This is a genomic window from Polynucleobacter sp. Adler-ghost (genome assembly GCF_018688495.1).
Taxonomy (GTDB): Bacteria; Pseudomonadota; Gammaproteobacteria; order Burkholderiales; family Burkholderiaceae; genus Polynucleobacter.
In genome coordinates this window covers 414,669-429,514 of sequence record NZ_CP061320.1, presented here as the reverse complement: position 1 = coordinate 429,514, position 14,846 = coordinate 414,669, and the positions used below count along the sequence as shown (strand labels likewise).

Here is a 14,846-nt window from a genome sequence, read left to right as displayed (position 1 = left end):
TTATTCCCTTTATTCTTAATGATATTAAGCGAACAGATGTACTGTACCGCTAGCACTTCTATTATGACCTGAACCTATAAAACCAGTACTTGTCATGGTTTTAGGAGCCGGATCAATATTCTGCTGCTTAGCATAATATTCCTGACGAGCATTGGCAAAGGACTGGCCTGAAGCCTGTTGTGACTGATTGCCCTGCCTGAGATCTAGCGAGAGATTTAAACCCATCTGAGCAAACTCTTGCTTCAGATTTTGGCCGCCTTGATCTAAGCGAGATTTCGTAGCGTCGCTCGCACCTTCGACTATCAGGTGAGCCTGGCCACTTTGATTAATGCGTAAGTCGATCCGAATTGTGCCCTGCTCTGGCGGCGTTAACTCAAACATAATGCGACCGCCACCTGACTTAGCAGCACTCATAATCTCACTATGTAAGGGACCACTCACTAGGGAGGTCTCTGTTTGCTTGATTTGAAACTTTTGTATAGCTTCTGGTGTGTGATTATCTAAACGTGCAAGACCGCTATTTGGGGTGCTTACAGTATTAGCATCTTGGGCACTTAAATCAGCCACTTTTTCTTGTTCGCTGGTCTGATAATCAGACTCTGGCCTTGGACGAATGGAATTATCAACGCCGATGTTTTCTTTAGATGTCTGGCCAGCAAACAAGGGGGTCAGAGCGTTATCGGAATTATTAGAATTTTGAGGGCTGAAAACTGAAACATTTTTACCATCAGATCCAATACTGCGATCTGAAAGAGTCTTCGTGTTGAGCTTTTCATCTACAGGTTGAGTTGTAGTAGCAGCCACATTAACTAGATTCATCTCTCCTGTAGATGCTTTTATCGCTTCCTGAGCAGCGTTCACTGGTTTAGCTTGCTGCTGTAACTCCCGAATCGCACTAGCGATCTCTGGGGTCAGCGTGATGATCGGTGCTGGGTTAGCGGCCGCTTGAGCTGCTGGGTTCACCAGGCTAGCCAATTGGGGTGCTAACGGTAGATTGCTTTGCTGGGCAAGATCACGAATCGCATTGACTTGGTCTTGGGTCAGCGTGATGATCGGTGCTTGCTGAGGGGCTGCTTGCGCTACCTGAGTTACTAAGCCCTTTAACTGCTCTAAGGCACTGGCCTGAGCAGCGTTCACTGGTTTAGCTTGCTGCTGTAACTCCCGAATCGCACTAGCGATCTCTGGGGTCAGCGTGATGATCGGTGCTGGGTTAGCGGCCGCTTGAGCTGCTGGGTTCACCAGGCTAGCCAATTGGGGTGCTAACGGCAGATTGCTTTGCTGGGCAAGATCACGAATCGCATTGACTTGGTCTTGGGTCAGCGTGATGATCGGTGCTTGCGCTACCTGAGTTACTAGGCCCTTTAACTGCTCTAAGGCACTGGCCTGAGCAGCGTTCACTGGTTTAGCTTGCTGCAACATTTGCATTAATTGCGTTACTTGTAAATTTTGAGTGCCAAAGTTATTGGCTTGGCCTGCGTCTTTCATCGCTTTAGCAAGCGATTGGGTAATTAATCGGCTTTGCTGTGGATCGATATTTTGACCATTTAAACCCAGTCCATTAGGTACATTTAGACCAGATAAGGAAATAGTTGAATCTATTGCATTGACGCCGTTACCGCCATTGAGCAATGGGCTGGCCGCGGCAGGCTGGGCTAAGGCAGGATTAATGAGGCCCTGTGCAGCTAGCTGTGCAGCCAATAACTGCATAGGATCGGTAAATTTTGCAGATTCTTTTGCTTGGCTAGCAAAATGTGGCAAATTTTGCATATTGAGGATGCCTAAATCCGCTTTAGGGCTCGCTGATTTATCAGAATTTAATCGTCCATCCAAGCGTGCCACCATCTTTTGGTTCAAGGATGCTAAGAAAGTATCAAAACCAGCAGGCACAGCAGCGCCACCGGCAAGACTACCCGGTTGCGCAATAGCCTCAGTGATGGGGCTATTTACTGCTTGCATCTGTATTTGACTAACTGTTGGCATGCATTCTCCAAAAGGAACACTACCAACTATGCATCTTTCGTGCCAGATTTGAAACTTAGCCTTGCTGAGAAGTTATCTTCAAATTGGCTGAGCTCTGCTTTAGCCTGCTTTCTTTTGGCCTCAAGGTGCATTTTGTCTACTAATTTAGATAGTCCCCGAGTACGCATTCTGGCTAAAGTAGCTACTTTTAAGGTTTCCTCTGAGGCCTTTGTCATGCCTTGAATTTGCCCATCCATCTCTATTGCGCTATGCAGCAGCTTCTCTCTAAAGGCATTGGCATCCTGAATGAATGCCACTGAAGATCCGCCTTTGCCACCAGCAAGTAATTGAGACTCATAATCTTTTGCATAGTCAAGTACTTGATCTTTAAAGGCTTTTTGCTGATTTACCTGACTGGCTACGCGCTTTGCCCGTGCCATAGCCTGATCTTCTCGTATTTTGGCTAAGCGATGAAGGAGTTCTATAGCATTCATAAGGTTTATAGATTGGGTGGGCTAATTTCAGCCAACAAAGTCTCTGTTTGATCTATGGGAACGGCTACATCAGCGTCTTGTTGCAGGAATGCCTGAATTTTTGGCCAAGCTTGTAAAGCAGCATCCAATTCTGGATCGCTCCCCGCGATATAAGCGCCCATCGAGACCAAGTCCCTTCCCCGCATATACCGACTGTATAGCTGCTTCATTCTTCTAGCAGAGAGTAGGTGCTCTTTTGATACCACTTTTGGCATCACCCGAGAAATCGATTTCTCCACATCTATAGCTGGGTAGTGTCCGCTATCAGCCAATTCTCTAGAAAGGAAGAAGTGTCCGTCCAAAATACCGCGCGCGGTATCAGCAACCGGATCATTGGTGTCATCACCTTCTAGCAAGACGGTATAAAAAGCAGTAATTGAACCATCAGGGTTAGCGCCGTTTCCAACGCGCTCAACTAACTCTGGCATGCGTGCAAATACGCTCGGAGGGTAGCCTCGTGCTACTGGAGCCTCCCCTAAGCTTAGGCCAATTTCACGCAATGCCATGGCGTAGCGAGTGAGTGAGTCGACAATCAAAACAACGTGCTTACCTTGATCTCGAAACCAGATCGCCACATCGGTTGCGTACGACGCTCCTTTTGAGCGCGCCAATGGAGAAGCATCTGCAGGCGCTGCAACAACAACCGCGCGCTGAAATGATTCTGGGCCCAAGGTATCTTCACAAAACTCGCGTACTTCGCGACCGCGCTCACCAACTAGGCCAATCACAATTACATCAGCAACACAATTACGCGCAAGCATTCCTAATAAAACACTTTTACCGACTCCAGATCCTGCAAATATTCCAACGCGTTGACCACGACCCACTGTTAACAAACCATTCACCGCTTGAATGCCCACATCCAAAGGTTCATGAATAGGAGTTCTATCTAAGGGGTTTAACATTCTTTGAATGATGGGTGAAAATTGTTTTTCACCATATCCTTTGCCATCGATAGGTCGACCCAAACCATCTACTACTCTACCGAGCAAACTCTCACCAATCGTCAAAGGTTCACCGACACTACTGGAGATGTAACCTGACCCAGAATTAAATGGTGTATTGGCTGGATACACCAAGGCGCCCGGTGAAATATTTTCCATCGCATCAATCGGCATTAAATAAGTGATTGCGCCATTAAAACCAATGCACTCTGCATCGTAAGTCTTACCACCTAGCTCGGACAGGATAGTAGCGCCCGATCCAATACTCATCGGCAAGCCTTCAACCTCCAAGACAATTCCAGAGACGCGCTTTAATTTACCCTCTCGAATAGAGTAAGGTGTTTGCATCAAGTGTTGGCGACGCAACTCTAACTGACTTGCCAATTCCTGAGGTTGTAAAACACTCACTATGACTGCACCTGATCATCAGGATTGATTGGATGGTCGGCGTCAGAATCTCTTGCAGAGTCAATCTCAGAATCAATTTCAGAATCACTGTTGGCATCATCTACAAAATCATGATCATCTTCTTCTTCAGCATGAGATGCATCGGCGTTCTGGGCCTCACTAATAGATTCATCTTCTAAATGTTCTGGTGTGATCTTTTGCTCAAGCACTTTGTTATCTTGCGCAACTGAGCCATCCAAACCCAAAGCCGTCTTCACTAATGCCATACGCGCCTCAACTCCAACATCAATACGAGCGCCACTCACCTCAACATAAGCATGCCCAGGACGTACATCGGCATCGACTAAAATCGTGCAATTAAATGGCAAACCTGGATCCTCAACAATCTTTCTCCAGGTATCTACCTCTTCAGAACGCAAACGCAGATAGAGATTCTCACCTGGTCGCGGCAAACGCATCAACGCTTCTTGCACCGCCATTACAAAGGGAGCGCGCTCCATTGAGCTATTTGCACTTAAACGAGAGGCAATTTCAAAACTAAACTGAGTTAAAGGTGCAGCAATTGCCTCGGGCATTCCAACAAGCGATTCTAAAAGTTGCCCCAAAGCATTTTGTAAACGAAGCGTCTCTTGTTCTGCATCTTGATAGCCCGCTTTATATCCCTCGTCATATCCAGTTGTTTTGCCCTCGTCATAGCCAGCTGTTCGCCCTTCTACAAAGCCTTCATTAGAACCAAGTTCATAGGCTTCTTCATAAGCGTCGTGTCGAATCGCTTCGACTTCTTCAACGGTGGGGTAATGAATCGGAGCCACCTTAGGTGGCTTAGGAGGTTTAGGAGGATCAAAAGAAGGTGGCTCCCATCGCGTTAGCAAGGAGTCCTCATCAGAGGAAGGCATCAGCGGACTTACCTCTCTCCATATTGACTCGACCTTCCTCACTCAAGGCGCGAGCGATTGCAATGACATCTTTCTGGGCTGTCTCAACTTCAATGACCTTCACAGGTGGTCTTGTTTCAAGATCTTCACGCACAGTATCGGCAGAGCGCTTCGCCATATTTTTGAAGATTTTTTCGCGCAACTTCGGACTTGCGCCTTTTAATGCAATGATCAATGTTTCCTGCGGAACCTCTGTCATTAAAGTCTGTAATGAGCGATCTTCAAGCTCCAAGAAGTCTTCGAAGACAAACATCTTTTCTTGAATAGCATCGGCCAAATCACTATTGTATTTTCGGATGTTTTCCAAGGCTTGTTTATCCAAGCCACCAGAGAGATTGTTCAGAATCTCCGCGGTAGGCACTACACCGCCCACGCTGCTACGACGGAAGTCTGAGTCTGGACCTGCTGAACGAGACATCACCTCGTTCAACTCCTTCAGAGCTGCAGGTTGAACTTTTTCTAATAGGGCGATACGTAAGATGAGTTCATTACGTAATTCATCATCAAATAACTTGAGCAACGCAGAAGCCTGAGTAGGATCCAAGAAGACCATCACCGTTGCAATGATTTGTGGATGCTCATTTTTGATGAGCTCGTAAAGCACGTCGGATTCCATGCGCTTGAGTGTTTCGATACCAGACATGTCCAGCGTATTTTCAAGACGGCCTAATAGATCCGAAGCGCCCTCTGCACCCATTGCCTTGGTAAGCATGTTCTGCATGAAGTCATCGGTATCAAATGCAACTTGCGTATTGTTAGCGGTGACATCCTTAAATTGCCGCAATACTTCCAGTACTAAATCTCTACTTAAAGAGCGCACAACGGCCATCTTTCCCGAGAGGCGTTGGACTTCAAACGGCGTCATACCTCGCATCACATTGGCTGCAGACTCAGCGCCAACAGCCAATAGGACTACCGCAGCACGAGAAGCACCATCCAAATCATCAAAAGAGATTGTTCCACCAGCAGGTGCAGCTTTCACGCCCTCTTTAAGGGCCTCAGCTATGGATAGCGTTTTTTCTACGGGAGCTTCATCAGCCAAAACAGATTCTCCTCATATTAACCGGCAGGTGCGGCAGCTTCAGCTGCGCCTGCATTTTGCTTAACCGCATCTTCAGACAGCCACTCTTTAAAAATAGCAGAAACTGCTCGAGGATTATTTTCAACAAAATCCTTAGCGTACTGAAGTAGCTCTTCGTACTCTTGTTTCTTCTCCTCATCGATCCGTTTCTTCTCTTCCTCAGAGCGTTTACGCTCTTCTTCAGCCCTAGCACGCTCTTCTTCTTCAGCAGCGCGCTGACGTTCGCGTAACAATTCAACTTCCATACGACGTTTTTCACGCGCCCGTGGATCCATCTGCGCCATTTCCGCTTTGATCTTCTCGTCAAACTCTTCCTCAATACGCTGCTCTTCCAAGACTTCGTCCTTTTTCGGAGGAAAGAGCAATGGACGTACGACTCCAAAAAACATGAGGCCGAGCGAACCTAGAATGATTGCAAACTTAAAGAATTCTTTGCTTAATTCAATGACCCCAGCTTGTTTATAAAATGGTGGTTCATCACTTACCTCAACCTTAAACGGAATATTGGCAACACTGACGCTATCGCCACGCTTTTCTGAATAACCTACAGCATCCCTCACCAAATTATTAATTTGATCTAGCTCTTTCGCGTTATAGGGAATCGGCTTGCGAGGATTGCCCTCCTTATCCACACCAGGAGGCTGTTTATAGTTCACTACAACGCCAGCAGAAACTCTTCTGACTTGACCTTTTTCAGACTTAATTCTCTGAATGGCGCGGTCAAGCTCATAATTAATCGTCGCGTCTTTTTTAATATTGCTTGCACTCGAACCCGAACTTGTAGGGGGTGCATTGAGATTTTGGGGCCCTGCTGCACCGCCAGCTGCTTGAGTATTAATCGGTGCTTGCCCAGCCCCTGGGGCTTGATTGGTGAGAGCTCCTGGCACACCTGAAGTTGTCGAACTTGGCGTAGCAGCCTCATTCGTTTGTTGGCTACGAATCGAAGATTGGTTAGGCGGAGAATTACGACCAAAGGTTTCTTCGGTTCTTTCTAACTCACCAAAATCCATATCGACTGTTACCTGAGCTCGGACATTTTCTTTACCAGTCACAGGCTCCAAAATCGCTTGTACCCGCTTAGAAAGTGCACCCTCTAGTTCGGCAACATACTTCAGTTGCGTACTATCCAAACCAGCCAGACGTTGTGCATTAGGCGCAAGCAAGCTACCTTCCGAGTCAACAATCGTGACATTAGCTGGGCCCAGATTAGGAACCGAAGATCCCACTAAATTCGTAATAGCTGCTACTTGCTGGGGATCTAAAAATCGTCCAGGATGCATCGTCACAATGACAGAAGCGGTAGGCTTTTCCTGCTCGCGCATAAAAGCTGTCTGCTTGGGTATCGCTAGCATCACCCTTGCGGATTTAACTTGCGCTAAGGAGCTGATACTGCGAGCCAACTCACCCTCTAGACCACGCTGGTAATTAACTTGCTCGACAAACTGGCTGGTTCCCATTTTCTGGTTTTCCAGCAACTCAAAGCCGACATTACCGGCCTTTGGCAACCCTTGACCCGCTAAACGAAGACGGGTCTCATAAACAGCGGATTCAGGCACCAAGATTGCTGCCCCACCTTCAGTAAATTTGTAAGGCACGTTCATCTGCTGCAAAGCCGCTACGATGGCTGCCCCATCACGCTCATTGATGCTCGAAAACAAGATTCGGTAGTCGTCTTTACTTCTTCCAGAGATCGAAACAAAGACCATTACAGCAACCACCAAAAACACTGCGGCAAACAAAATCAGGCGTTGCTGAGCGTTCAGTGCTTTAAAGCGATTCTGTAGGCCCACTAAACTTTGGGGGAGTACTGCACCGCCACCGCTAAGACTACTACTAACAGGAGTTGCTGAGGCGGAGGTACCAACAGAGCCAATATTGACTACTGCCGCATCTCGTTCGCTTTCCTGTATTCCCGGTTGCGTTTCTTCACTCAATTTTGATCAATTCCGTCATGTCAGGGGAAATTCTAAAAATAATAATATCACTATATATAGAACATTTTTGCCTAATTCGCCTAAATGTTGATATCCTAAAGCCATATTTACCAAAAAGAGGCAAATATTGCCTATAAACCACACCCCTTAAAAAAATCGTTACTTGAGCCAAAACACCAGCAAATTACCCTCTCAGCAAGATTCATTAGATGCCACTAAACATCTTGAGGAGGCTTTTGCGATTTTTTATGCAGAATCCCAAAAACTGGAAGCTCAACAAACTGCGCTTCAAGAAAAGATTAATCAACTCAGTAGCGAGCTCCAAAAGTCCAACCAACGCTTAGCGATTCTCTTAAATGCTATTCCAGCAGGGGTGATCTTGCTGGAAAATGAAGTAGTTTTATTGCATAACCCTGCAGTACTGATCTTTCTGCCCAAATTAAAACCCGGGGCCACTTTTGAAGTTCCGAGCGATTGGCAAGCTTCCATCACGCCAGGGGAATATCTGATTACCCAAAAGGATGTCCAAAAACGCATCCAAAAAACTGTGCAAGTCGTTCGGATCAATGAAGGCCCACGTAGCTTCATTCAGATCCAAGATATCACCACCAACATTTTGCGTCACGAAGAAACGCAGCGAGAAAACCGTTTAGCAGCAATGGGTCGTATGGCCGCCGGTATAGCGCATCAATTTAGAACGCCACTGGCAACTGCCCTGCTATATGCATCGCATCTTTGTGACGGGCAGATCAACGCTGACACCTCTAAGGAATTTGCCGATCGCTTACGTAAACAATTATTGGATTTAGAAAAGCTCTCGCAAGATATGCTGCGCTTTATTTCTAATAAACCTAATAAGACTACGCTAGTAAATGCGGTCCAAATTATTGAAGACGCTCAAGCAAGTATTCAGTTTCTTTTTGAAGCCAAGCAAGTCAAACTATCTGTCACATCTAGCAATGTAAACAACGGAAATTTATTGGTAGAGCCTAAAGCAATATCCAATGCCATTGTTGCCATTCTCGAAAATGCATTAGCTGTTTCTAAAGCCAATCAAACAGTCAGAATGCTAGCGACAAGTGATCAACACATGCTAACCATTACGATTTCTGATCAAGGCCCAGGCATTGCCAAAGAAATGCTCAAATCCTTATTTGAGCCCTTTTCTACTACCAGCGCTAATGGCACTGGACTTGGTCTTTCGATTGCAAAAAATACGATTGAGAGCTTTCGAGGCAGCATCAGCGCTGAGAACTCTAAACAAGGTGCCATCTTCCAGATCAACCTACCTTATGCCCAACCCTCTTTAAATCATTAAGTCAGAAAACCCTTATGCGTGCCAGTGACCCACAACCATTTCCCGTGATTTTGATCGAAGATGATGATGACCTCAGAGAAGCGATTGCCGTTACTTTGCGGATGAATATGATCGACTTTGTGACTCACCAAAGAGCAGAAACAGTCATTCCCTTATTGCGCCCAGATCTGAAAACAGTTTTAGTAACGGATTACAAATTACCCGGAATGACAGGATTAGATTTACTCAAGATCGCGCAAAAAGAATGTCCTGATCTTCCAGTAGTGATCATGACTGCCTTTGCGGATGCCAAGTTGGCTGTAGAAGCTTTGCGTGCTGGAGCAAGAGATTTTTTAATTAAGCCCTTTGTGCCTCAACAACTCATTGACATCATTGCGCGCTATCAACCAGAATCGATTAAAGCAAATACCTTGGTAACTCCCGCTAAGGATGCGCCATTAGTTGGCTCTGAAATACTCGCGCCCGAGCATCAATTAATTGCCGCCGATCCTGAAACCATTGCTACGTTTGCTCGTTGCGAGAGAGTGGCAGCAACAGATACGAGCGTCTTGGTTACTGGACAGTCTGGAGTTGGCAAAGAGTTAGTCGCGCGTCATATCCACCTGCATTCAAAAAGAGTAAAAGGTCCATATGTAGCGATTAACTGCGCAGCAATTCCAGATACCTTGCTTGAATCCATTCTGTTCGGACATGAAAAAGGTTCCTTTACTGGTGCCACTAAAGCACAAACTGGTAAATTTGAGCAAGCCCATAAAGGCACGCTGTTTTTAGACGAGATTGGTGAAATGCCGGCCTCTTTACAAGCAAAGCTTTTGCGGGTACTACAAGACAAAATGGTAGAAAGGATTGGCTCTACTGAATTGATTCAAGCCGATGTCAGAGTGATTGCGGCTACCAATCGAAACCTCCAAGAGCAAGTTAAAAGTGGTAAGTTTCGGGAAGATCTTTACTTTCGATTAGCCGTATTCCCCATTCATGTAGCCGAGCTTTATAAGCGCCCACTCGATATCTTGCCGCTGGCTGATTTCTTTTTATCCCGCTACCGCCTCAATATTGGTCGAGATCAACTCAGCTTTAGCGCGGGGGCAAAAAAACTGCTGCAAACCTATTCTTGGCCAGGAAATGTCCGGGAACTAGAGAATATTGTCCAAAGAGCCGTATTACTAGCAGATGGTGACCAAATCTTGGCAGAAGACTTGGAGCTAGAAGATGCGAGCATTCATTCTTCAGAAATGGCAAAAAGTGCCGCTAAAGAAATGCCACCGGTGGTTCATGAGGCTTTAAATACGGATGTAGATGCCCCAGAAGGTGGCACAAATATTGCATCTAGTAATGATGAAGTTGGACAAGACATTGATTCAGTAGAGCGTGAACACATTCTGAAAGTTTTGGCCAAAGTGGATGGTAATAGAACCAAGGCAGTAGAAATACTGGGGATTTCAGCAAGAGCACTGCGCTATAAACTGAAATCTTACAAAGAAGCTGGCTTTATTAATAATTGATTTTGTTGGATAATATGAATATGAGTACTCCAAACGTAGATGCCATGATTACCCGGATGCAAGCACTTGCTGCTGCAGCTAGTGGTAAACCTGTCGCTACCGATGCTCAAGGCGCCAATGGAGTTGATTTTTCTGCCATTTTGAAAAATGCCATTGAGAACGTCAATACAGCTCAAAATAGCGCCCAAGCAAAAGCCCAATCATTTTCTACCGGTGCCTCCGATACTTCTTTGGAAGATGTCATCGTCTCTTTGCAAAAAGCCAACCTTTCGTTGCAAGGCATGATTGCAGTTCGAAATAAACTAGTTGACGCTTACAAAGAAGTCACCAATCTGCAAGTCTAAGATTTAGCTACAGAGCTTTTAATCCTTTACAGGTCTCTCGAGCGTTTTACCATCTAACTCATAAGCCCAGGCAAGTACTTCCGCTACTGCAGCGTAAAGTTTGGGGGGCACCAGTTCATTTAATTTGAGCTGCATTAAGAACTCCACTAATTCAGGCTCTATTTTGGTTGGAATTCCCATTTCCTTAGCTTTGGCCAAAATAGCTTCAGCAATGAAGCCTTCGCCTTGTCCTGTAATTCGTGGTGCAGCACTGTTCATCTCATACTTGAGCGCAACTGCTTTCAGCGTCTTCTTTTCTTCCATCAGATTGATGCCTCAGTTTGACCCAGACTAATCCGAGTTTCGGGATCAATATGCGCATGTAATTGTTCCTCTAAATTCGGAAAGGCCTTTGACAGACTTGCTTGCGCCGCTGAATCTGCCTGAATGAGCAACTGCAGGCTTTCTCCAAACTGAGTGCCAATAATTTTTAAAGGGCCAAGATTTGGCAGGCCCACTTCTAAGGTAATACGAGAGCCTTTTTCTAATTGATTCGGCTGACTAGGGTCCGATCGCCAAGCATCCTCACGGTATAAACGGCCCTGCACATTTGGCGTCAATTGACCTTGCCATAATAAATCGCCACGCAAGAGCAAGCGCACTGAATCTTGAACCATCGGCGCATTGTTTGATAATTGAGCCATGAGCTCGCTAGCCTGTTGATGATCACCACTTGGCGCAAAAGCATTGCTGATGTCATCAGAGTTGCCAGCAGGAAACAGCACCCTCTTTAACTGATCAGCAGCAAAAATGCCAGAGGCTTGCAAGCTTTGGTAGAGGGCCCCCATCACTGCCTTAGGGTCTTGGGTACTTAAATGGCTCACATCTATCGCTGGCCAACTGACCACCACATTATTAGACGGATTTAAGCTTGCTTGTTGACGTGAACTTGGCACTGCTTCTGGCACATCAGCAACTAAAATATCAGAGAGCAATTGGCCTACAGCAGCACTTCCTAAACTATCGATCTTGCTTAAATTCTCGGAAATGAGATTGCTTAAGTTTGCCTGTGAGAGTTGAGTTGGCAAACTAGACTTTCCTGAAGCAAGATTCGATATTTCCAATAAAACCGCTTGCTGAACACTGGGCTCACCTGACTCAAGTAAGGTTTTTAATTCTGCCAGGTTCCCATTTTGCAAAGCAGTTCTGACAGCATTTCCTGCTGCAGAATCCCCAACAGGCATTGGCATATTCAGCGCAATCCGCGGGTCTATCGCGCTCAGACTTTCAATGACTGATGGGGCAGTGGGTGGGGTAACTAGGTCGTTTTTACGAACATCCACCATTGGGCTGATGGAAAGGCTTGAAGGAATTGGTATTGGCACACTACCTCCCTTGCTAAATACACTATTTAGCGATCAACGCCTAAGAGCTTCCTAGGTTTGCATTTCTATTGATGAATGTCTAACTCGATTCTAACCCGCTTGACTGAGGCTGACACTATTTGGAGATAGTTCAATCCAAGCCTCATATAGTGGGGTCAGCGTATTAATGACGTCTTGCACCTTCTCTGGTGAACGACCCACTCTAGCGTTTAATAGCTCTTGCATAGACCATACATATATAGCACTCAGATTATGGGCCACATCTTTACCTTTTTCGTAATCTAAGCAACCCAGCAAGCCCTGCTGAATTAAATCACTCGCTTTAATAAAGTACTCAATCCCTAACTTGCCTTTTTCAAGGTCTTGCTTAGCGAGTTTTAAATGATCAAAAATCCGTTGATGAATTAACACAATGAGTTCACGAGCGTCGCCACCCAAGACTGCAGTCATCGTCTCGTTTTCTGCGTATCTATAGGCTGCTTTTCTTGACATTATTCAGGTATCCAAACTAAGTTATTAAAAGTCATCAATTGTTATTTTGACCGTTTGTTAAACCGCTTAATGCATTCGTTAGTGAGTTACTAGTATTGCTTAACTTAAACAATAATTCGTTCAAAGCGGAGTACTGGCTAATGTAACTTCTCTGCTTCTGATCTAATTGAAGCTGCAAGGCACGTTCTTTTTTATTCATACTGTCTATATTACTTTGCTCGTTCTTAATCATCTGATCAAAAGCGCCGGCTAATGTCTGGGTTCCCGCATCAGTAGTTGATGTAGTAACCTTTAGTAAAGAAGTGAGATAAGAATTTAAAGTAACGTTAGTAGTGTTTTTGCTAATTTCCACCCCAGTCTCAGGATCTCTAACTACATAGGTTTGATAACCAACATTAATTCCTGAGGCTAAAATTGCCGACGCATTACTAACCTCTTTAAAGGTTTTCGCATTAAATTTTGCCGTGCCATCGTATTGCATTTCAAAACCAAGCTCACCCATACTAATCGTGCCTGAATTACCAGACAAGGTGTAATGAATATCGCCATTTAACATCGACTTAATTTGATTTAAAAAATTTAAGGCTGTTGGTGAACCAGCTAAAGAGCCATTAGTCTTGACGCCATTAGCAGAGCTTGCTCTTACGCTTAATTTTTTGGCGGTGGTGACCAAGTCATTAAATGCATCCACAAGGCCTTGCATCACTTGAGGGGCCTGATCTTCCCCCTTATCAACACTAATACTTTGATGTGCTGTATCAGCTTTCACCAAATTAATGGTGACACCTGATAGAGCATCGGTGACGGTATTCGTACTTCTAGTATATGTAACGCCATCTAGCGTAAAGGCGGCATTTTGTGCAGCCACAATGGTAGGGGCAACCGCTGGGGACCCTAAGCCATTGACTGCCGCCCCCGAGGATGTATGGGAATAAGAAATCGCATTATCGGAGCCCGGCTGGGTACCCTGGATTTTTAGGGCGTAATTGCTTCCTGATGTTGGCACAATGCTGGCACTTAGATTATCACCAAGGGCGTTGACCCAATTTTTCAGATTATCAATCGTGGTGGTCGCCAATGTTACGCCTGTTGGTGGCGTGTAGGTATATGACCTTGAACCAATGGTGATCGAAAATGTATCGCCCGCAGCCAATCCCGCATTGGCCGAACTGGAGCCAAACTGATCAAAAGTGATCTGAGCAGGCTGAGCAACTTGACTCACCAGTATGTCGTGCCGCCCTTGAATTGCGCCAGTTGAATTCGTAATCTTGACAATGGTTTCATCTGAACTAGAGGCAACCGCCGCTGACATGGCAGCGGGGTCCTGCAAGCTTTCTAATGCCGTTTGAAAACTAGCTACCTTACTCTTTAGTATGCCTAAGTCGCTAATGAGCGTAGTCTTGCCAGCGATCTTCTCCTTAAGCGCTGTCATTGGCTTATTTTCAGTCTCCATTAACTGCGAGACAATACTAGCCACATCGATACTGGCAGTACCAGAGCTAGTGCTTGAGGATGTGGAGGAAATCGCCATAAATGCCTATTTAAAAAATGCGTTTCTTAAGACGAACTGCATTATTAAGAAAGCAATTTTCATGCCAACTTAGAATCTTTGGCTAGATTTAGGCCTTTTGATGAATCAGAGCTGAAATCTGATCAAAACTGTGTGCCAATCTCAAAACTTCTTCAGAGGGCATCTGTCTGATCACTTCGCCGGTGCTCGGGTTGGTTACGCGAACTACATGATAGCCAGTCGAGCCGTCAATCGAAAAGTCTAAATTGCGCCCCATGGAGCTAACAAAACTTTGCATTTGCTGGGCAGCGGCTTCAACTGCTTGACGGGATTGCTGAGTGATTTGTTGAATATTGGAAGGTTTGAATTCTACGCTAGCGGCAGCGGAAACGACTTGAGCATCTGTGTTAGTGCGAGCACTCACTACCGTACCCATTCCTGGAGGTTGATTAAGTTGCGCAGAGCCAGATGGAATGACTGATGCAGCAGATTTACTAGTAATTTCTCCCATTTCCTACTCCC

Annotated in this window: 14 protein-coding genes; 3 read left to right on the top strand and 11 right to left on the bottom strand. The window is 45.6% G+C overall.

The window, feature by feature from the left end; all coding sequences use genetic code 11:
• Positions 1-24: 24 nt before the first annotated feature.
• The 6 genes from ICV89_RS02310 to fliF are packed head-to-tail and all read right to left on the bottom strand — an operon-like array spanning position 25 to position 7,794.
• On the bottom strand, positions 25-1,980 hold the full coding sequence (locus tag ICV89_RS02310; protein ID WP_215309328.1) for a flagellar hook-length control protein FliK: 1,956 nt from the start codon (positions 1,978-1,980) through the stop codon (positions 25-27).
• A gap of 26 nt (positions 1,981-2,006) precedes the next feature.
• Positions 2,007-2,453: a flagellar export protein FliJ gene (locus ICV89_RS02305; protein ID WP_215309326.1), complete on the bottom strand. Its 447-nt coding sequence runs from the start codon at positions 2,451-2,453 to the stop codon at positions 2,007-2,009.
• A 5-nt stretch (positions 2,454-2,458) separates the two neighbouring features.
• On the bottom strand, positions 2,459-3,844 hold the full coding sequence (locus ICV89_RS02300; protein WP_215309324.1) for a FliI/YscN family ATPase: 1,386 nt from the start codon (positions 3,842-3,844) through the stop codon (positions 2,459-2,461).
• Positions 3,844-4,740 (bottom strand): FliH/SctL family protein, encoded by an 897-nt coding sequence (locus tag ICV89_RS02295; RefSeq protein WP_215309323.1) that lies wholly within the window; start codon positions 4,738-4,740, stop codon positions 3,844-3,846. Before ICV89_RS02295 ends, ICV89_RS02300 begins: the two co-directional genes overlap by 1 nt.
• A complete protein-coding gene (fliG, locus tag ICV89_RS02290; protein ID WP_215309321.1) occupies positions 4,727-5,821 on the bottom strand; it encodes a flagellar motor switch protein FliG in 1,095 nt (364 codons plus the stop codon). The genes ICV89_RS02295 and fliG overlap by 14 nt, the downstream gene beginning before the upstream one ends.
• A gap of 17 nt (positions 5,822-5,838) precedes the next feature.
• On the bottom strand, positions 5,839-7,794 hold the full coding sequence (fliF, locus tag ICV89_RS02285) for a flagellar basal-body MS-ring/collar protein FliF (RefSeq protein WP_215309319.1): 1,956 nt from the start codon (positions 7,792-7,794) through the stop codon (positions 5,839-5,841).
• A gap of 163 nt (positions 7,795-7,957) precedes the next feature.
• On the opposite strand from fliF, the gene ICV89_RS02280 reads away from it, so the two are divergent.
• Genes ICV89_RS02280 through fliE form a run of 3 tightly spaced genes read left to right on the top strand, consistent with a single transcriptional unit; the run spans position 7,958 to position 10,958 of the window.
• Positions 7,958-9,112: a PAS domain-containing sensor histidine kinase gene (locus tag ICV89_RS02280; RefSeq protein WP_215309318.1), complete on the top strand. Its 1,155-nt coding sequence runs from the start codon at positions 7,958-7,960 to the stop codon at positions 9,110-9,112.
• Positions 9,113-9,126: 14 nt separating this feature from the next.
• Entirely contained in the window at positions 9,127-10,614 is a 1,488-nt protein-coding gene (locus ICV89_RS02275; RefSeq protein WP_215309316.1) for a sigma-54 dependent transcriptional regulator, read from the top strand.
• Positions 10,615-10,634: 20 nt separating this feature from the next.
• Positions 10,635-10,958 carry a flagellar hook-basal body complex protein FliE gene (gene fliE / locus ICV89_RS02270; protein WP_215309314.1) on the top strand — a complete coding sequence of 108 codons (324 nt, stop codon included), beginning with the start codon at positions 10,635-10,637 and terminating at the stop codon, positions 10,956-10,958.
• Between the two features lie 18 nt (positions 10,959-10,976).
• Here the strand turns inward: fliE and ICV89_RS02265 are convergent, their stop codons facing one another.
• The 5 genes from ICV89_RS02265 to ICV89_RS02245 form a co-directional block, all read right to left on the bottom strand.
• Positions 10,977-11,261 (bottom strand): EscU/YscU/HrcU family type III secretion system export apparatus switch protein, encoded by a 285-nt coding sequence (locus ICV89_RS02265; protein WP_215305957.1) that lies wholly within the window; start codon positions 11,259-11,261, stop codon positions 10,977-10,979.
• On the bottom strand, positions 11,261-12,322 hold the full coding sequence (locus ICV89_RS02260; protein ID WP_215309312.1) for a hypothetical protein: 1,062 nt from the start codon (positions 12,320-12,322) through the stop codon (positions 11,261-11,263). Before ICV89_RS02260 ends, ICV89_RS02265 begins: the two co-directional genes overlap by 1 nt.
• Before the next feature lie 90 nt (positions 12,323-12,412).
• Positions 12,413-12,814: a flagellar protein FliS gene (locus ICV89_RS02255; RefSeq protein WP_215309310.1), complete on the bottom strand. Its 402-nt coding sequence runs from the start codon at positions 12,812-12,814 to the stop codon at positions 12,413-12,415.
• 34 nt (positions 12,815-12,848) lie between these two features.
• On the bottom strand, positions 12,849-14,345 hold the full coding sequence (gene fliD / locus ICV89_RS02250) for a flagellar filament capping protein FliD (RefSeq protein ID WP_215309308.1): 1,497 nt from the start codon (positions 14,343-14,345) through the stop codon (positions 12,849-12,851).
• Between the two features lie 88 nt (positions 14,346-14,433).
• Positions 14,434-14,835: a flagellar protein FlaG gene (locus tag ICV89_RS02245; RefSeq protein ID WP_215309307.1), complete on the bottom strand. Its 402-nt coding sequence runs from the start codon at positions 14,833-14,835 to the stop codon at positions 14,434-14,436.
• Positions 14,836-14,846 lie beyond the last annotated feature (11 nt).